Annotated in this window: 19 protein-coding genes; 3 read left to right on the top strand and 16 right to left on the bottom strand. The window is 58.2% G+C overall.

Annotated features, from left to right (window positions below; genetic code table 11):
- The 6 genes from FJ146_12930 to FJ146_12905 all read right to left on the bottom strand — a co-directional run.
- Positions 1-530 (bottom strand): hypothetical protein (locus tag FJ146_12930; GenBank protein MBM4252869.1); only part of this gene is annotated, 530 nt, incomplete at its 3' end.
- A 27-nt stretch (positions 531-557) separates the two neighbouring features.
- On the bottom strand, positions 558-875 hold the full coding sequence (locus tag FJ146_12925) for a hypothetical protein (GenBank protein MBM4252868.1): 318 nt from the start codon (positions 873-875) through the stop codon (positions 558-560).
- 56 nt (positions 876-931) lie between these two features.
- Complete coding sequence (locus FJ146_12920) at positions 932-1,606, bottom strand: hypothetical protein (GenBank protein ID MBM4252867.1); 675 nt, start codon at positions 1,604-1,606, stop codon at positions 932-934.
- A gap of 14 nt (positions 1,607-1,620) precedes the next feature.
- Positions 1,621-1,926 (bottom strand): hypothetical protein, encoded by a 306-nt coding sequence (locus FJ146_12915; protein MBM4252866.1) that lies wholly within the window; start codon positions 1,924-1,926, stop codon positions 1,621-1,623.
- Positions 1,923-2,468 (bottom strand): hypothetical protein, encoded by a 546-nt coding sequence (locus FJ146_12910; protein ID MBM4252865.1) that lies wholly within the window; start codon positions 2,466-2,468, stop codon positions 1,923-1,925. Before FJ146_12910 ends, FJ146_12915 begins: the two co-directional genes overlap by 4 nt.
- Complete coding sequence (locus tag FJ146_12905; protein ID MBM4252864.1) at positions 2,465-4,444, bottom strand: heme lyase CcmF/NrfE family subunit; 1,980 nt, start codon at positions 4,442-4,444, stop codon at positions 2,465-2,467. Before FJ146_12905 ends, FJ146_12910 begins: the two co-directional genes overlap by 4 nt.
- A gap of 148 nt (positions 4,445-4,592) precedes the next feature.
- On the opposite strand from FJ146_12905, the gene mtaB reads away from it, so the two are divergent.
- Positions 4,593-5,951, top strand: a complete 1,359-nt coding sequence (mtaB, locus tag FJ146_12900) for a tRNA (N(6)-L-threonylcarbamoyladenosine(37)-C(2))-methylthiotransferase MtaB (GenBank protein MBM4252863.1) — start codon at positions 4,593-4,595, stop codon at positions 5,949-5,951.
- Positions 5,952-6,222: 271 nt separating this feature from the next.
- Here mtaB and FJ146_12895 read toward each other — a convergent pair whose 3' ends face one another.
- The 4 genes from FJ146_12895 to FJ146_12880 form a co-directional block, all read right to left on the bottom strand.
- Positions 6,223-7,842: a biotin--[acetyl-CoA-carboxylase] ligase gene (locus tag FJ146_12895; protein ID MBM4252862.1), complete on the bottom strand. Its 1,620-nt coding sequence runs from the start codon at positions 7,840-7,842 to the stop codon at positions 6,223-6,225.
- Positions 7,832-8,674 carry a carboxylating nicotinate-nucleotide diphosphorylase gene (gene nadC / locus FJ146_12890; GenBank protein ID MBM4252861.1) on the bottom strand — a complete coding sequence of 281 codons (843 nt, stop codon included), beginning with the start codon at positions 8,672-8,674 and terminating at the stop codon, positions 7,832-7,834. The genes FJ146_12895 and nadC overlap by 11 nt, the downstream gene beginning before the upstream one ends.
- A 43-nt stretch (positions 8,675-8,717) precedes the next feature.
- A complete protein-coding gene (locus tag FJ146_12885) occupies positions 8,718-9,872 on the bottom strand; it encodes a response regulator (protein ID MBM4252860.1) in 1,155 nt (384 codons plus the stop codon).
- 112 nt (positions 9,873-9,984) lie between these two features.
- Positions 9,985-10,329: a hypothetical protein gene (locus tag FJ146_12880; GenBank protein MBM4252859.1), complete on the bottom strand. Its 345-nt coding sequence runs from the start codon at positions 10,327-10,329 to the stop codon at positions 9,985-9,987.
- 104 nt (positions 10,330-10,433) lie between these two features.
- Between FJ146_12880 and FJ146_12875 the strand changes: the two genes are divergently transcribed.
- Complete coding sequence (locus tag FJ146_12875) at positions 10,434-11,114, top strand: recombination-associated protein RdgC (protein ID MBM4252858.1); 681 nt, start codon at positions 10,434-10,436, stop codon at positions 11,112-11,114.
- A gap of 50 nt (positions 11,115-11,164) precedes the next feature.
- A complete protein-coding gene (locus FJ146_12870; GenBank protein ID MBM4252857.1) occupies positions 11,165-11,896 on the top strand; it encodes an isoprenylcysteine carboxylmethyltransferase family protein in 732 nt (243 codons plus the stop codon).
- Positions 11,897-11,927: 31 nt separating this feature from the next.
- Here the strand turns inward: FJ146_12870 and FJ146_12865 are convergent, their stop codons facing one another.
- The 6 genes from FJ146_12865 to FJ146_12840 form a co-directional block, all read right to left on the bottom strand.
- Positions 11,928-13,616, bottom strand: a complete 1,689-nt coding sequence (locus FJ146_12865; GenBank protein MBM4252856.1) for a hypothetical protein — start codon at positions 13,614-13,616, stop codon at positions 11,928-11,930.
- Between the two features lie 59 nt (positions 13,617-13,675).
- A complete protein-coding gene (locus FJ146_12860) occupies positions 13,676-15,058 on the bottom strand; it encodes an aminopeptidase P family protein (protein ID MBM4252855.1) in 1,383 nt (460 codons plus the stop codon).
- A gap of 79 nt (positions 15,059-15,137) precedes the next feature.
- Positions 15,138-15,611 carry a transcription elongation factor GreB gene (locus FJ146_12855; protein ID MBM4252854.1) on the bottom strand — a complete coding sequence of 158 codons (474 nt, stop codon included), beginning with the start codon at positions 15,609-15,611 and terminating at the stop codon, positions 15,138-15,140.
- A gap of 57 nt (positions 15,612-15,668) precedes the next feature.
- A complete protein-coding gene (locus tag FJ146_12850; GenBank protein MBM4252853.1) occupies positions 15,669-16,265 on the bottom strand; it encodes a hypothetical protein in 597 nt (198 codons plus the stop codon).
- Positions 16,266-16,365: 100 nt separating this feature from the next.
- Positions 16,366-17,421, bottom strand: a complete 1,056-nt coding sequence (locus tag FJ146_12845; GenBank protein ID MBM4252852.1) for a cyclic nucleotide-binding domain-containing protein — start codon at positions 17,419-17,421, stop codon at positions 16,366-16,368.
- Positions 17,422-17,440: 19 nt separating this feature from the next.
- Entirely contained in the window at positions 17,441-18,022 is a 582-nt protein-coding gene (locus FJ146_12840; protein MBM4252851.1) for a hypothetical protein, read from the bottom strand.
- Positions 18,023-18,043: the final 21 nt, after the last annotated feature.

Raw genomic sequence — 18,043 nt, 5'->3', positions numbered from 1 at the left:
CCCATCATCGCCCAGTTACCGGGCGTCATGAGACAGCGGTAGTCTTTGTCATCGCGGCAAAACCGATGCACGCCAGGCACCACGCACTTGCCACGCGGACCAGTGACGCTGCAGCTGCGATTAGCATGGATCCAAGTGAGCCAGCGCTCGGCCGCTGCCGTGTCGCGTGTCGTCGCGAGGTAGAGGAGCACGCCCATGGCCATGTCCCGGGAGAACGAGTTCGGCTGGCCCAGGTTGCCGCCCGCACGCCGCGGTGAGCGCCACCACTGGCCCTCTGGTCCCTGAGCATCCCGCACCAGCGCGCAACCTGCAGATTCGCCGCCGGCGCAAATCAGGCCACCAAAGAGCGTCATGTCGCCGTCGTCACAGTCCGCCTTCGATGGGTAGCCCGCGCAGGTTGGGGCGAGGCTGCGCCAGTGGGCCCTAGACTCCTCAACGCTACTTGGATGACTGGATTCACTCTGCCCACACCCGGCGAGGGCCGCGGCGAGCATAGGTAGCAGCACGATCACTAAAGTTAGTTGACGCACTTGACGCTTCACCCAAATTTAAAACTGTTAATTTCGACTACAGCGATGTCCAGGACGCATATAGGCCCCACACTTGGGGCAGAGATCGATGACGCGCTTTTCGTCCTCCGCCGGTCGCGACTGGGGCCAACGGAACTGCGACTGCCGCTGCTGCGGCTGCTCGGGATTTTGCCCGAGGACGCTGCGCACCTTGCGCACGATAAAACGGTAGGCCAGCACAGCCAGGATGAGCGGCATCAAATTGCGCAGCAGCGGGACTAGCGAGGCCATCCCACCGCGGGTTGATAGTAGCGCTACGGCAATGACAGCAAGAGCTGCCACCGTCCATTTATTGTCTTTCATCATGCAGGATCGGCTCCGACACGGTCCGTCACTAACCAAAATTCCCTAACTAAAAGTCCCTAACCAATTAGCATTGACTGAGCGCCGTCGCTAGTGATCTTAGGTCGCGTCCGCCAGGCGACCACGCCAGCTAAGGCGAGGAGTAGGGCAGCGACGCCACCGCCGACGATCCAAAGCCGTGCCCGGCCCTCGGGGAGGCCGTAGACGTCGATCTTGATCTCTTCGCCAGCTGCTAGAGGCCCCGCACTGTGCCAAGGCACGTACTGCGGATCCGGCGCCTGACTGCTATCAGCCGGTGCAAAACGTCCCGACTCAATGCTGACCGAGCTACCACGTGGCACGAGGACGATCATGCTCTCGATCGCGACTTCAGGCTTAAAAGTGAGTGTTGTGTGGCCGAAACTTGCCGGGACTTTGAAATCGATGCCGAGCAGGTTGACGCCTGGTTGCACGCTCTTCTCGACGACCAGGCTGCCCGTAGGCGAGAGCGACACTTCGCTGGGCTCAAGCCCTTCCTGCGTCGCCCAGTCGTCCTTTTCCTTGGGGAGTGCCACGGGTGTCTTGTAATTCTCGGCGACTTCGCCCGTATTTTGCAGGGCGAAGATATAACTGCCGTAAAGCGTATCGAGAGCGCCACGCAAAATCAAAAGATGTTTAGGCGTGACATAGACCTCGGCTTGGGCGCAGGGGGCACTTGCGACTAGACTACCGAGCACCACTATTGACTGTAGCATTCCTCTCAAACTACTCACTGGGCACCTCGACTTGGCCTTGACTCGGTATGCTGCAAAAAGTCTAGGCGTCGCGCAGCATCGATATAACGATTGGTGAGAAAGCTCTGGCGCTGCTCCCAGGAATTGGCCGATAGGTGGCCGGCCTTGAAGGCCCGCTCGTCCTCAACATAGCGCTTGAGCAAGGCGTCCTTAAGGGCTTGCAGTTCGCTCGGGGAGTTGATGGAAGAGCCAGCTTGCAGTAGGCCTCCCGGGCCGAACCAAAAAGGCGCCATGAGCACAGCTAGGAGCAAGATGCCGATTAAGACCGCTATGTAAATCATCCCTGCATCTCCTTAAGCCGACCCTGCATCTCCTTGATGATGTCATCCGCGGAGCGCACACCCAGCGTATTCATGACGCGGCGCTTGCGCCAGACGAAGAACCACACAGCCGGTGGGCCTAGCAGCAGGATCGTCAGTGGTAAAAGCCACGCCAGCACGTTGAAGCCGCGCGGCGGCGGTGACCGCAAGATCCACGGGCCATAGCGCTCGGTAAAATACTGAAGTATCTGCTCACGATTTTTACCCGCCTCGACCTGCTCGAGGACGATCTCTTTAATCTGCTGCGAAAAGCGGGCGTCCGACTCGAGCACGCTCAGGCCCGTACAGGTGGGGCACCGCAGCGAGCCGGCGACGTCATGAAATAGCTCGCCAATCGGCCCGTCGCTGGGCCACGCCTTTTTCAGCGCGTCCTCGTCAACCGGGCCGGACTCACCAGCCACGAGGGCGGTCGTCAGCAACAGATTGAGCACGAGCAATTTAATTATGTTTAGTGTGGGTCCATGACGCGTCATCGTCTTCAACATCTCAGTGTCGCTCCTCATAGCGCCGCACGAATGGCGTCCCGACTCTTATTGCCTCGGTAGCGATCAAACATCGCGATGATGCCACCAATCACCATGACAAAAGCGGCAATCCAGACAAACCGAACGGTCGGGTTGATGTGGAGTTCAAAGGTGGCCTTGCGCCCGTTCTCCCGATCAAAGTCGGACAGGGTGACATAGAGGTCGTGCCAGAAGGTCGACATCAGCGCCACCTCGTGATTGAGGTTGGTCGACGTGGGATAGCGGCTACGCGCTGGCGTGATGGCACCTATCGGTGCACCGGCGCGGGTCACTTCAAGCGCTCCTTGATAAAGCGTGGCGTTATCTTTTTGCAGCTCTTTGATCTCATCAAAGCGCAGCTGGTAGCCATAGAAGTCGACCGTCTCGCCCGAGTTCAGGGTGGCGATCTTTTGCAGGCCGCGGTAGTTACCGAGGAACCCGGCAATGGCGATCAGAAGCCCGATGTGCGCGATGTAGCCACCAACGTAGGCCAGGTTGCGGCTGAGAAAGAGTCCGAGCTTAAAGCGGATGTCCCGCAGCCTCTGCACCAGGTCACCCGTCAGACTTACGGTGGACCAAGCGCACAGGAATAGACCGACTACCTGCGCCGCCAAGTTGAACGGCTTCTTAGTGCTCATGACATCGCCGCCAATCACCAGGACTGCCGTCAGCGGTAGCGCCACTACGGCTGCCCCGATCATGAGACGCGGGCCGCCCGGCATCTTATTGGTCTGGTAGCGCATGAGGTTGCCAAGGGCGATGGCGACCACGAGGCCGAGCCCGATCCAGGGAGCGAAAGCATTGAAGTAAGGCGCCTGTACTGTCGTCCGCTCGCCCGTGATGGCCTCTGATACGATCGGATACAAGGTCCCAACGCAGACGATCGCCGCCAGCGTCAGCAGTAAAAACTGCGTGATGACCAGGGCTGACTCCTTAGACACCCCCCATGCCTTGTCGGCCTCGGGTGGCAGGATGGACGGGGCACGGAAGCCGTAAATCACCGCCACCGCCAGCAGCATGGCAGCCAGGAAAGCCAGGTAGTTGGGACCGATCGGTGACTCGGCAAAAGAGTGTACCGAGCTAATCACTCCCGAGCGCGTGATAAAGGTACCGAAGAAGCTAAAGAAAAAGGCCAGGAACGCCAAGATAATCGTGAGCCTTTTGAGGTGCCCGAGTTTGTCCTGCACTACGAGCGAATGGAGTAACGACGTGCAAAAGAGCCACGGAATGAAACTAGAATTCTCCACCGGGTCCCAGGCCCAGTAGCCAGACCAACCCAGCTCGACGTAGGCCCAGTGGCCACCGAGGATAATCCCAGCCGTTAGAGCGCACCAAGCGTAGAGCGTCCACCGGCGCGTGGTCTTAAGCCAGCCCTCAGTAATATCGCCGTAGCACAGGGCCGCCACACTGTAAGCTGCCGGAATGGCTAGTGCAGTATAGCCGGTAAAGAGGGTAGGTGGGTGAATCGCCATGTAGGGATTCTGCAACAGGGTGTTCATCCCCTGACCGTCAGGACGGGCCGGGAACAGGCGCAAAAAGGGATCGGAGTGACTGAGCAGCAGGTAAAACATCCAGCCCAGCACAGCCTGTATACTGGCTGAGACGTAAGGCATGATGTGCTCATTGTCCTTACTGTAGGTCCACAGTGCAATGGTCCCATAGATGCAAAGGAGCAGCGTCCAGAGGAAGTGCGACCCCTCAAGCGACGACCAAAACGCTGTCAGCGTATAGATCTGCGGCAGGTCATTGCTCGAAGTCTTGAAGATGTAAGCGACGGAGTAGTCCCGGTTGAAAAAGAGATACCAAAGCATCAGCGCAGCGACGCTGGCCATGGTGCAACTAGCTGTCAGGGCTAGGCGTGAGGAGCGGTAGAGCCGCCGGTGACGCCAAAGTGCTGCAAGCACCGCCGCCACCACTCCGTAGCAAGTACTGACGAGGCACAGTAACAGTAGGTAAAAGCCTAAATCAGCGAGCATCCGAGCGATTCCTCCACTTCAGGTACTACAAGTGAGACTTGCCAGGGGGCCTGACTTTCCGGTAACTGGGGGATGAATTAGGCGTGGCACCTTTGGTTGTTGCGCGATCCAGCGGCGACGAGCACTGCCGTAAAACACAAGGCAAATCATGGCCAGCGTATACGTTAAAACTCTCGGATGCAAGGTCAATACTTTCGACGGCCACGCGCTGGAAAACCAATTCAGAGCGAGAGGTTACGAGCTAGTCACAGCGCCCGAGGCGGCCGACATCACGGTGGTCAACACCTGCAGTGTGACGGCTAACGCTGAGCGTGAGGCCCGCTACCTGGCGCGCCGCCTCCGGCGGGAATCCCCCGACACCATGCTCGTCTTTACCGGATGTTACGCCCAGACCGACTCAGCGCGGCTGGTGGCCATGGATGAGATCGACCTGGTCGTCCCTAACGTGGCTAAAGAACGCCTCGTCGACACCGTTGCCGCGGGTATGGAGTCGCTTAAGACGGGCGCAAAACCCGCCAAGCTACCTGACGGGGTGGCGGCCGTGGCGGCCAATAAGCAGGCCCACTTCAAATCGTCGGTAACCTTGTTCGATCAGGCTAGTTCGGAACAGACCCGCGCCTTCGTTAAGGTGCAGGATGGCTGTAACGGCTTCTGTACCTACTGTCTGATCCCCTACGCCCGCGGTGCTAGCCGCAGCGTGCCCAGAGATCAGGTCATAGCCGAATGCGTACGCCTGGTCGCCGAAGGCGTGGCCGAAATTGTCCTGACTGGTATCCATATCGGCGACTACGGGCGTGATCTCGTCGCTGCTGACGTCGAAGCCGACCCTATCGTCGGTCTGGTGGAAGACATTCTGACGGTCGCAGCACCAAAACGGCTCAGGATCTCATCGCTCGAGCCTGCCGAACTGTCGCCCGCGCTGGTAGACGCCTTGGCGGCGCAGCGGGCGCAAGTGTGCGATCATCTGCATTTACCGCTGCAGTCGGGTTCAGACCGCATCTTGAAGCTCATGCGTCGCACCTACGACCGGGCCGGTTATGCAGATGCTGTGGAGCGGTTCAGGGCTGAGTTCCCCGACGGTTGTGTGGGGGCCGACGTCATACCGGGATTTCCGGGCGAGACGGACGAAGACTTTGAGGCCACGGTGGAGCTGATTCGCAGCCTCGAACTGAGCTATCTCCATGTGTTTCCCTACTCGCAGCGGCCAAACACAGCAGCCGTGCGCATGCCAGGCCATCTACCCGCCGATGTCATCAAGGAAAGGGCGGCCACGCTGCGACGCCTCTCGGACGAGCTCGCGGCCAATTATGCGCGCAAATTTATCGGTCGCTCGCTGCCTGTACTTTGGGAGAAGGACCTCGATGATCAGGGACGCCGCCTGGGTCACACCCCCAACTACCTGTCGGTGGTCGCTGATGCTACGAAAGTCGAGGCTGGTTGCATATCTTTTGTGCAACTGAAGGGTCTGGTAGGCCCGAGTAGGCTCCTCGGCCGTCCCGTACACTGAGTAAGGACCTTTGCAATCTTAGACAGTTACAACGCAGGTCCGATAAGGCTTTGCGGGTAATCAAGGGGTTACAGGTCTGGCCGTGCAAACTCCCGCGAGTCTGGTAAAATCATCCGTGGTGGTCCGGGATGGTCGCACTCCGTAGCGGCATCATACCTGGAATTTGAGGCCGAGGGCCCTGGCCGTCGTCTCAGGAAAGAAACAACTCTTTGCACCAAGGTTTATCTTCTCCGCATGGGGGGCCCGTCTTTTTAGGCGGGCTTCTATTTTTTTAGCGCCAGCCACCCAGAGCTAGAGCGCGTGCCCCACTTAGAATCAGTTCTGGTTTGTAGCTGCCTCCAAGTCGCGTCGCCAACTGCTGACCCCAGCCCCCAGTGACTACAATGCCTCCAGAGAGTTCAGAGCGTCGTTGCTGACGCTCTAGCCGCCGCCGCACTTCGTTCACCGCGCCAGCGGTCATCTCGATAGCGGCGCAGATCATCGCGCTGCGCGTGTCATGTCCTAATCCTTGCCTGGGCGCGTCGGCGCTAAGCTCAAGCTCTAAATTGATGTCTGGCAGTAGGCTTGCTGCCTCGTGCAAGCTGCGCAACGCAAGCTTGAGGCCTGGCAGGATCAGGCCGCCTAAATGCTGCCCACGCACAGTGACGGCGTCGACCGTCGTCGCGGTACCAGCGGCAACGACTATGCCGTAGTGGTCTTGGTGGCGCCTGTCGTTGTCACTGAGGCTGGCGAGCCATCCCTCAATGGCAGCGAGTCTATCGATACCTAGGTCTTTTAGGAGATAGCCGTCGCCGCGGCGCCGCAGCGGTCTCTTGCCGACAACGACGACGGGCCAGCCGAGGGCGGAAGCCAGCTGCATGAGGAGTTTGGTGCGCTCGGGCCGCACCGACGTGACGTGCAGCGGGACTGCTTGACCCTCGACGCGATGAGCCAGCTGGACCAGAGCTTGCCGGAGCGACGTCTCGCCGCCATCGTGCGGCACCGGCGCTATCCAGTGTGCTGATTCACTCCGTGCATCTTGATAGTAGGCGAACTTTGTAGCCGTGTTACCAATGTCAACAATCACAAGCTCGCGCGCCTCGGCACTTTGCAGCGTCCAGCGCCAACCGTGATCAGCGTGGCTAAGGGCAATCAGTTGATCTGGTGACTGATAGTCTTGTAGTAGTTGCGCGCCGTCGTCGCGCAGGACACCCAAGCGGGCATAGTGTCGCTCACCGTTCAAGTCGCGATAGAACAATTCGTCCGGTGTCAGCGCGTATTCGTTGTAGGCGCTGATCACACGATCAAGTGGCAGCGCGGCCCACAGCGTGACAAAAGCCTCAGAAAATTTCCGCGCCAACTCAGCTAAGTCGACGCTGTGGCCTAGGAGCGTATGTAGCGCGACGGCCCGGTAATCGCCGTCACTTAAATCGGGAGCATGATTCACATTGAGGCCAATGCCGATCAATAATTCACCAAACTTAGATCCATTTAGACTGGTCTCGACCAAAATACCGCCGAGTTTATTGCCGCCAAACAAAATATCATTTGGCCACTTGAGAGTGAGGCGGAGGCCAAACTCTCGCTCGATAAAACGAGCGGTAATGACACCAGCCTTGAGCGGCAGCAGTCCATGTTGCTCCGGAGCGGCTTCCGGCGGTGGCAAAACCAGCGTGCAATAGAGATTACCGCGCGGACTGAGCCACTCATGGCCAAGACGCCCGCGGCCGGCCGTCTGCTCGTCGGCCCAAATCATGAACGGGGCCTGATGCGTGGCGCCCGCTGCATCACCGCGCAGCATTGCAGCCGCATGGCGCGACGTGGAATCGACCGTCTTCAGATGGTGGACCGTTACGGCTGGCTTACTCAAGTGGGAACCTCTGCCACACCGCCGGTGGCTGTCACACGTCAAATAATAAGCTTAGGTCAGACCAACGTGCGGAGTGGATGATGGCACCAGTCGAAATGAAGTTAACGCCGGTCTGAGCGATCTCGCGGACGGTATCCAATCTGACATTGCCCGAGGCCTCGAGTAGCGCACGGCCACGCACCGTGCGCACCGCCAGAGCCATCTCGGCGACTGACATATTGTCGAGCATGATGAGGTCAGCACCGGCATCAAGAGCCTCCTGTACCTCGCTCAAGTTAGTGGTCTCGACCTCAATTTTGAGTGTTGGTGGCAAACTTTCAAGTAGACGACTCACGGCAGCGCTGATGCCGCCAGCTGCGCGAATGTGATTCTCCTTCACGATGACACCATCGGTGAGGCACATACGGTGATTGCGCGCGCCGCCAATGACCGTGGCGGACTTTTCGAGGAGGCGCATGCCTGGAGTCGTCTTGCGCGTGTCTAAAAGCTGCGCTTTAGTGCCGGCAAGTTGTTTCACAAATTCTCGCGTCAGCGTCGCAATGCCGCACATGCGGCCGAGAAAGTTAAGTGCAACGCGCTCCGCCTTGAGGAGCGACCTAGCTGCACCTGAGATCTCGATGATTAAATCGCCGCGGTTTAGCTGGTCACCATTTTGCGCCCGCAGCGTGACCTTAAGACTTGGATCGACGAGGTTAAAGACCGCCGCGGCCACTTCGACGCCAGCCACCACGGTGGGTTCCTTGGCGATGATGCGGGCCTTGGCCTGTGTTGTTGCTGCCACGCAGATGTCCGTGGTCCAATCGCCGAAACCCCAGTCCTCTTCAAGAGCACGAGTGATCATCGGGGTTAACTGAATTGCATGAATTGGCGCCATAGACCATCCTCCGGACTGTGGCCGGATCCTCGTCCAAGCTGGTTCAATTGTCAACGAGGTGCCGCGCCTTCTCGTCGGCTAGACGTCTCAGCTCGGACGTCAAGACTTCCCGAGCCAGACTCTTGAAGTGACGCTCGCAGTAATCCTCGACGGCCTGTCGCACCCACGCGGGCATTTGGGCCATGGTGATCTGACTCATCGTCGCCGACACGGTACCGTCCCCGCCAAAGGCGAATTCGGCCTTGGGAGTCGGCGGCGGCTCGACTTGTGGGGGAGGCGTCGCCACAGGAGGAGCCACCTGGGCCGCGGCGCGCGGTGGTGGTGGCGGTGGCGGCACAGCGACGTTGATGCGCGGCTCTGGTCTGGCGCCGCCGACGGACGCAGGCTCGACGTTGTCAGTGTCGAACACGGCAAAACTCAGGTCAAAATCGTCGGTTGCCACCGGTGGTGGCGGGGCTTCGGAAGAGGCAAACACGCGCCGACCACGTTGACCCTCCAGTGTCTGCGGCATCACTGGCGGGCGCGGGGTCTCTTTGAGGTTGACGTCGTTCACCGGAGGTAGGCCGGGAAACCCATCGCTGTGCACCACGGTGGCGTGCTGCGCCCTATTCGGTGGGGTCAGCCCCAGATCTGGTTCCCCCGCTGGAGCGCCCAGAGTGGGATCGGTCGGCTCCGCCTCAAAGGAAAAGAGGGACATCGGCTCACCAATCAGCGATGCCTGAGAGACCTGAGGTGCCGGCGCCTCACTGAAACCCAAAGACAGCGGCTTCGGTGGCAATGAGGTTGGTGGACCAGACGGCGCAGCCCGCATGGGTGGCGGCGGCGGGGGTGGTGCATGCAGCCCGAGTAGTTGGTCAATGGCGGCGACGATGTCGGTCGACTCAAAGGGTTTTTTCAACACCTTGGCAAAACCAATCTGACTGAGTGCGGCTTCATCCACTCCGTCATACGACCCGATCAGGAGGAGCATTGGGACGCCCCCTGCTTCGGCCCGAAGGCGGGCGAAGTCTTCGGGTCGGCGTACACCGGGCAGACTGGCGTCAACAATGATGGCGTCGGGCCTGGCCCTACCGACGGTAGCTAAGGCTTCGATGAGCGATGCCGCCTCGACGAGCTCAACCGGTAACCTATGAAAGGCAATGCGGATGACTTTCTGGATGGTGACCGAGTCGTCGGCAACAAGCAGGTTACGACGCATGCGACCCTCTAACTGATCGACAGAACTGTTACGGAATTGTGGGAGACCAAACCTAATTATAGCAGAGGTTTGCCCTGGACCACACCGCGGCGCCCGGGAATGACCCTCAGGATCAGCTAGCCGTGCGTTTTTTGAGGTTGGTACTTATGGCCAAAAGGATCAAATTTCGTAGGTGCCGGTTAGTGTCCGCCAAGGCCTGCAAAATCAGCTTGTAGTCGTTCATAGTGAAGTGGCCGCCAGCGGCACTGTTAAGCTCGAAGAAGCAGCGGACACGGAGGTTTTCCAGGTAGACCAGCTTACTCTCGTAGAGGCGCTTTAACGTATCCACGTCCAGACCATGAGCCTCAATGGGCCTCAGGAGCTCGCCCATGATCTCGCGATAGGTCGCAAAGTCGGTGGATTGATCGTTACGCATCGTCAGCCTTATGGCATCACGCCGGTTAAATACATCTGTCACTTGTTTTTCATCGGCCCGCCGCCCGATTTCTTTAAAAGTTCGTGGACCTCGGCGCTGAGAGTAGTAACATAACGGGTTCAAACCTTTTGACGAGGTGTTTACTTTTGGCAATTCAGCAAGGCAGCATTGCCCTCTCCCGTTACCTGCTGATCGGTGATGGCAGTCGGCCCAAGCTTTCCGATATGGCGGATCGGCTCGGCCTGTACCAAGCCACCCCTGTGGTCTTGGACGGCGTTAAGAAAGAGGAACAATGCGGGTGGGTACGGCCAGTTGGCATTGATGGCGTCAAGGTCGATTTGCCCCCGGATCATCCCTGGGATTTGCACGATTGCCGCGTCGCTGACGGGGTGCTCCTGCGTCTGCGGATTGAGCGCCGCAAAGTGCCGGCGACCTTGCTGCAGCTTGTGTACAAGCAGCGTTTTTTTGCCATCAGTCAAAAAACCGGCAAGACTCCAGGGCCTAAAGAGCGCCGGGACCTACGTGATGAGGTTAAGGCCGAGTTGATGGGACGTGCCCTGCCGACCTTGAGTTACGTCGATGCTTTCTGGCGGGACCAGGCGGGGGTGGTTATGCTCTTCTCCAGTAGTAAAAAGGCGAGGACCTTGTTTGAGGGTCTGTTTCGTGCGACTTTTGCCGATCACATCGGCGCACAGCTGGTGGCGATGGAGCCTCTGCTCATGGGCATGTCGGCAGCTGATTTAGCGGATTCGCGGGTTGCCAGCGAGGCTGTCAGTCGGCTATCTTTAGCGACTCCCGTGATTTTTGCTGAGCCATCGCCCCAGTAAACAGAAACTTTTCGATTCGCAACTGATCTCGTACATAGAGGACGCTAACCGTGAGTGATGAGAACAAACAACCACCAGGGTCGCCAGAGCCCACCGACAGTGCATTAGCTGTGGCGGGGGGGCCGACGTTTGGGCGCGCCACTACTGAGACTGAGGCCGGGAGCGGCTCGACTCGCCCAGCCTGGTCTGAGTGGAGTGCGGAGGATATCGGTGAGCGCCTATTTGAATGGCGCGACTACACGCCGATTCCGCTGATCGCCCTGGTCCTGTTTGCCTGTGAACCGTCGGTCAAATCGGCTGTGCTGGGCACGCTGATTGTGGTCCTAGGCGAGCTGGTACGGATCTATAGCGTGGCTTTCATCGGATCCGTGTCGCGGACGCGTAACGTCGAGACGGCAGGGTCGGCGCTCATCACCAGCGGCCCCTTCAGCTACGTGCGCAACCCACTTTACGTCGGCAATTTTCTGATCACCGTCGGCCTAGCCGTGTTCAGCGGTGTGGGTTGGATAGTTTTTGTGGCGGCTGCCCTTTTCGGCTTTCAGTATTACTGCATCGTTAAACACGAGGAGCGGCTGCTGGTCGGACGCTTCGGCACCGCTTATGAGGAATACATGACTCAGGTTCCTCCGTGGGTCCCAACCAAATGGCCCACGCTGGAGAATCTGGAGTGGCCCACGACTTTTTCTCCGGCACTAAAGAGTGAGCGGCGGACCTTACTGGCCATTGCCTTCATGTTGATCTCACTGTCGTTGCTCAGTGGCTCGGGTCGTCCACCGGTCTAGTAGTTTGGAGCGCTCTAAGCCTCTGCCTGGGCTAAGCGCTCACTAATAGCGAACGCATGGTTTGGCGTGGTCTTTGTCTGAGTCGGACGAGGAGCGCGTCCACACCCTCGTCCTCTTGCCATGCAAAGCCACGCAAACCTAGTTGACGCCATGCGGTTGGCAGCCGCTGCCACCCGGTCTTGGCCCAGCTAAGTTGGCGCTCGCGGGCTACAACCGAGGCCACTTCGAACAGTACGCGGCGCCCCGAACCACGGGCGAGCAAAGCGTCTAGGTACAGCCCCCAAAACCCGCGCGTTGCGTGCGTCAGGTTAAGATCTTGCAGCAGGGCGACGGTTACGGAGTCTGGTTTTTCGCCCCAGATCCCTTGGATCGTCTCCCATATGGCGATGAGAGCTTTGGCTGGGTCGGTCACAACCTGGGACTGAAACTGTGCACTTAATGCTTGAATAGCTGCAGCAGGCAACGAAAACTGAAAGCGTGTAGCCTGCTCTAAGTTACCTAAGTGACTTTCCCGTTGCTCATGCATCGCGCCCAATACCTGGTCCCAGTCTACCTTGGCCATCCGCGCGTGCAGAGGGTCCCAGAATTCCGAAATATCGGTGAGGTCTCTCAAATTTGTAGCTGACAAAGCGGAAGAATCGTCGCGCAGACTAGGTGTTTCTCCGTCATCTCCACCTTCCGTGAAAGCATCAGATGCCGCCTGAGCCTCGAGGCCTATGCCCTTGCCGAATGCGGCCTGCGCCTCACGCGTCAAAAGGTCTAGTCGTTCTGGATCCAGCGACTCACTGGCCGCACTGATGACGCCATCTGGTGCGCCTGCCTCACCTTGCCCAATCAGTTCAAGATCCAGTGGGGGAACCGCCAGACTGGTCCGCTCGGACGATAATAACGGCTCGTCCCCCGCCACATGGTCGGGCGTCTTGAGCCCACTGCGCCGGCGCAGCGCTTGGGAGATGCGGGTACTGCCAGTCTTAGTCGTCGGGGGCGTTGGAGCGTCGTCGCTCTTGGTGGCAGCCAGGGGATTGCGCAAGGAGTTGGCTGATTTTAATGCAGACCCGACCCGACTCGGGCTGCGGTCCTTGAGCAGCCCGTCAACCATCGATTGGATCTTATTGAGGCCCAAGGCCGTTGATACGGTATTTTTATTTGCTTCAGCGCCAAGGTTTGGAGGCTGTTCAATTGCAATGAAACTGCCCCTAGCGTCACTGTCTTTAGCGGACGATGGGATACTGAGAGTCATTGTGGAGTCGCTGGCCGCTTCACTCAATCCCGCTAAAGACAAGGCCAGATCAGCCATCGATCCAGTACCCTCTGGGGGAGGTGCCAAAAGCGATGGTTCCGGAGTGACCTCGAGCGGATACGTTTCGGACGAAAGCTCCAACGCAACCTGTGCCGGCTCAACGGGGGGTGCCGCCTTAAGTAGTTTGTCACGCTCAAGACGCAGCACGCCGGCTTTGGCTGTTCGCCCCAACTTTTCAAAGGCAGCGATCAGGATGGCGTAGGCACGCACATTTTTGGGTGCAGCATCGTGCACCATACCAACGACGCGTAGCGCTTCTGTCGGCGCTTTCGCTATCAGGGCCTCGCCGAGATCTAGCACGCGCTCGGTCTTCTGCTGCTCGTTTGACAACTCGCTAACCAGCGCCAAATAACGGTCGATCATCGTCGAGGTGGGTGTTTCGGCGACTCGCGTTAAAATCTTTTTCAAACCATCCGTCATAAGACTACCCCCGGCCAGACCGTATATCGGTTGGGTTGGGGACAAGCATTAGACGGAGCCTATGAGACCGACCGCATCCAGGCCTCCACCTCGCCTGGCTCGCTCGGGATGGCAGCCGATAGGTTGCGACAACCCTTGGCAGTTACTAGGATATCGTCCTCGATCCGCACGCCGATGCCGCGGTATTTAGCGGGGACCGTTAGGTCGTCCGGCTGGAAGTAGAGACCGGGCTCAACGGTTAGCACCATGCCTGGTTGTAACTTACCGTATTTGTAGGTTTCTTGCCGCGCCTGGGCACAGTCATGCACATCCAAGCCCAGCATATGGCTGACGTTGTGAAGTGTATAGCGCTTGTAGAACTGATTTTCTGGCAGCAGTGCGGTCGCTGCGCTCATCGGCAAGAGGCCAAGCTCCTCAAGGCCTAAGGCTAGCACCTCCATGGCGACGCGATTTGGTTCCATGAAGTCGTTGCCTGGGCGTACGGCTTTAATAGCCGCCTTTTGGGCCTTGAGCACAAGGCTGTAGATCGCCAGCTGCTCTTTGCTAAATTTCCCACCTATGGGTAAGGTCCTAGTGATATCGGCGGTGTACAGGCTGTGACCTTCGACCCCGGCATCGAGCAGTAGGAGATCCTTGGGACGTAACTTGCCGTCGTTCTTTTTCCAATGCAGAGTGCAGGCATGGGCACCGGCAGCAGCTATGGTACCGTAACCGACGTCGTTACCTTCTTGCCGCGCACGCGCCCAGAAGGTGGTCTCCAGCTCGCGCTCGGTTTTTGCCGTTTTGAGCGCGCAGATCACATCTTCGAAGCCTCGCTTGGTTGATTTGATCACCGCGCTCAGCTCAGCCACCTCTTGAGCGTCCTTGATGAGACGCAGCTCGCTCAGGGCGTTGGCTAGCTCGAGGTCGCGTGCCTTGTTGCCATCTTGATCGGTACCGCTGAGCGCCCGCGCGCAACGTGGCGCATAGTCCCGCAGTAACCGGTAACCCTTGGGGGCACGCTTCTTGGCCGCCTCTAGGTAGGCTTCAAGCTCACTGAGCGGTAAGCACTCATCGACCCCTGTTAACACCTGCAGCTCGGGCAGTCCCGGACGCGGTCCCTCCCAGAGCTCGCCATTGATGCGATCGGTAAAAAAGCTGGCGTCGGTCTTGCCGGGATTCGGCTCGCCAAAAAGCACCGCCTTGTGGCCCTTCGGCCCTTTGTTGCGTGGATCCAGCACCAAAACACAATCCGGCTCGTGGCACCCAGTCAGATAAAAGAAGTCGGATCCAGCCCGGAATGGGTAGAACTGATCGTTGGCTCTGACCTTGCGCTCCCCGGTGGGAATAACGACGAGCTCGCGCGGGAAAAGGGCGCTCAGCGCTGCCCGTCGCGCCTTGTGATTGGCCAGATGGCGCGCGGGATTAGCGCGCGTCGGGCTGACACGCCAGTGACGCAGCATGAACTGAACGAGGTTAGGTGGCGTTGCGGTGTCGTGGGCTTGCTTGGCTTCCGGGCGGGAATTCTTAAAGGTGCTCACTCTAGGACCTCCATGGGCGGCCTGCGAAAAGCAGACCCGTAATCTCCAGTTCAATCTCGCCGGCGGGCCTTTGAGCTACGACAATGTCACCTACGCGACGCCCCAGGAGCGCTCGTGCTACGGGTGATTTGTAAGAAATACCGTCAGCGTGGAACTCAGTCTCACCCTCTCCCACTATAGTATAGGACTTCTCGACTCCGTCCTCGTCGACTATCTCGACTGTGGATCCAAAACTGACGCGGTCGCCCGTTAGCTTGGCCGGATCGACCAACTGCACGTCTTTCAGGAGTCCACCCAGGTAGCGGAGCCTCTTGTCGAGCTCGCGCAGACGCTTCTTGCCGTAAATATACTCGGCATTTTCCGAGCGATCACCCTCGGCGGCCGCTATGGCAATGCCCTGCACAACCTTGGGTCGCTCGACTAGCAGCAGTTCGTCGTGCTCCTTGGCTAGCGCCTCGAAGCCATGACGTGTCATCAGGCGCTTGGGTTTGTCACTCGTTGGTTTGATAGTTGATGCCCCGCGCATGCAGACTTAGGCCTTGCGGTAACGAAGCGCTTTGTCTGGAATCTGGGGGTATGTAAACAGCCCATCAGCCCGGTATGACGGTGACATCATGACGTCGTTGAAATGAGCTACGAAGTCTTCCTTGGTGATCTCGAAGTCGCCGGTCCCCTCGACAGTGATCTTGAACGATTGCTTCGGGTGTAGGGGCTCGATCTTGTGTTTGTAGAAAGTCAGGCGCGGAGCGCTCCACGAGGCAGCTAGTCCACGACGAGTCTGGATCGGAGTGCTTTGCTGACGGCGGGTCTTGGGCCGAGGTGCAGGCTCGGCCACAATACGGCGTGGTGGCTCTGGGCGTGATGCTGCGAGCTTAGCTGCCGCGGCAGCTGCCGCAGCCTTAACCAAGTGCTCGCTATAGGCGCTCAATTGCTCAGGCGAAAACTCGGTGCTCGCATCCTCTGGTGCTACGATGATCGGATCGTCCTCAAAGAGGAGGTCGGGCAGGATCAACACCTCGCCGCTGGGGTTGATGACCTTGTAGCGGAAATCCAAGCTATCATCGATTACAATGAATAGTTTCAGATTCTTACGGTTACGAACGGCATCGATAGGCTGGTCGAAAGACATGTAACTTAACGGACCTCAGGCGGCAGCACTTGGGAGTCGAGAATACGAGCCATAGAGGTATCGGGGTTAACGCCACTATGGCAAGTGTTTTTACCCAAAATCAGGCGGCATCCGACTTTTTCTTAGCCGAGGGATCATCCAGCTCCTTAAGTTTGAGCACGGCCTCAATGCAGGCTACCGTCCGCGACACCGACTGCGGCCTGATCTCCACCGCTTCCGGGTTGGTCTTCAGGCTCACCAGCTGCAGTGTCGCTGGTTTGGCTAGCAGCGCCTCCTCAAAAGGGACGCCAATGGCTTTCTGCAAATTTTCCTTCAGCAGATCGTAAGGCAGGGTACAGGCCTGATCGAGGGGCATATTCTGACGCGCGGCAAATTTAACTAGGGCCGAGAGCAACCGCGTCTCTTTGTAATTAAACTTGGCCTTCAAATATTTTTTGGCAGCACCGTGTTTGGTCTCGCGTACAAACTGGACAAAGTGCGTCATCTTTTGTGCTGCTTGCAGCTTAATGACCTGTCTTTTACGTTCTGGTTCGATTTCGACACGGATCAGGCCTGAATCCAAGAGGACGCCGTAGATGCGGTCGATGAGTGGCCGCTCCAAATTGAGGACCATCTCCAGTCGTTGTAGGAGGTCGGCAATAACGACGACCTTGCCAGCTTCTTGGGTGATGGCGATAAATTCGGACATGTTAGCGATGGCAGAAACCATGAGCTGTGCATAGTAAAGATGACTGAGTTGGTTATCTTGAAGTTCACGGACGCGCAGAGACTGTGAGGCAAAAGACGAGTTCATTTGATCCAGACGCGCCCCGTATTCCTTCAGCACGATCTTCAGCCACGGTGGTAGGGTCTCAACCGTCTTCATCACGCTGGCATGCGGAATGACGCGGCAGCGCGTCGCCGTCAAGGTCCGCGCGGATGCCATGCGCGGCCCGTCAGTCAGGCAGGTCATGACACCGATAATCTCGCCAGGACGCATGGTGCTGAGACGCACCTCCTGACCGTCCTTGACGGTGTAAATTTCGACTTCGCCTTCGTCGATAAAGAAGAGATCGCCACCTGTATCACCAGCATTGAATATGACCTTACCCTGGGTAAAGCTGCGTTCTTCGACCTTGTTGGCGGTACCTGCGGCCGCAGGTTTCATGGTGCTCATGATACCTCTCCCTAACGAGTCAGATGAAAATCGAAAGACCGAGCAACACTTGGAATCCCCCGGCGGTCACGTTGACGTTGCCACTAGAGGTCTTGCGCCATTGTTGGTAACGCTCCAGACGTGGTTGAAAACTCACATTCGGTCCCACCATGAAGTTGACGCCACCACCGAAGGCTAAGTTGGTTCCACTATAGTCGCCGGTCAATGATAGGTAGCTGTTCTCACCAGAGCTGAACTCAAATCCGGCGTAAGCAAAAGGCACTGTCGCATCGCCGCCGAGCGTACCAAAATTGTATTTGAACATTGGCCCTACGGCTAGGCTGCTCGCGTTGCTGCTGCCGTAACTCGTTGAACTATAGCGAATTGTTGGACCTATTTGATATTGCCTCAGGAAGAATAGCCACGTGAGATCGGCCTTCACTGTGGTCCGCGACTGGTCACCGCCGTCGCCGACTTGGTAGCTACCCGAATCCAGACTACCGCTCGCACCGATCTCGGCACTGTAATTCTTGGCGACACCAGGTGTTGCTAACGCGACAGAGCAAAGTGCGCTAGCGATTATGAACAACTTTTTATTAGTTAGTTTGGTGCGGTGCGACACGGTAGTCTCCCTGTGATGCTG

It is taken from the genome of Deltaproteobacteria bacterium, from assembly GCA_016874735.1.
In the GTDB taxonomy this organism is placed as follows: domain Bacteria; phylum Bdellovibrionota_B; class Oligoflexia; order Oligoflexales; family CAIYRB01; genus CAIYRB01.
This window is presented reverse-complemented; position numbering and strand designations above follow the sequence as displayed.